At 59.1% G+C, this 325-nt stretch carries 1 protein-coding gene; it reads left to right on the top strand.

What is annotated here, in order from left to right:
* The coding region (locus tag AAC854_RS23395; RefSeq protein ID WP_340619171.1) for an RHS repeat domain-containing protein at positions 1-325 on the top strand (325 nt) is incomplete at both ends.

The following is a 325-nucleotide window of genomic DNA, read 5'->3' as shown; positions in this document are numbered from 1 at the left end:
TTATGAATACAATGACCAGGGGCTGATCAGCCGCTGGTCGGACGGTGACCAGACCGCCGTGGAGTACCGCTATGATGCGCAGGGGCGTTGTACCTATACCGTGGGCAGCGGTGGTTATTATCCGGGGCGATTTGAGTATGCGCCGGGGATGACCCGGGTTATCGACCCGGACGGGCATGTTACCACCTGGCACCACAATGCCGAGCAACTGGTAACGCAGGAGGAAACCCCGTGCGGCCACATCACCCGTTATGAATACGATGACTGGGGCAACCTGACGCGCAAAATCCTGCCGGAAGGCCAGACCCTTACGCTGGACTATCTG

Origin of the sequence: Xenorhabdus entomophaga (genome assembly GCF_037996725.1) — a bacterium.
Classification (GTDB): domain Bacteria; phylum Pseudomonadota; class Gammaproteobacteria; order Enterobacterales; family Enterobacteriaceae; genus Xenorhabdus; species Xenorhabdus khoisanae.
This window is presented reverse-complemented; position numbering and strand designations above follow the sequence as displayed.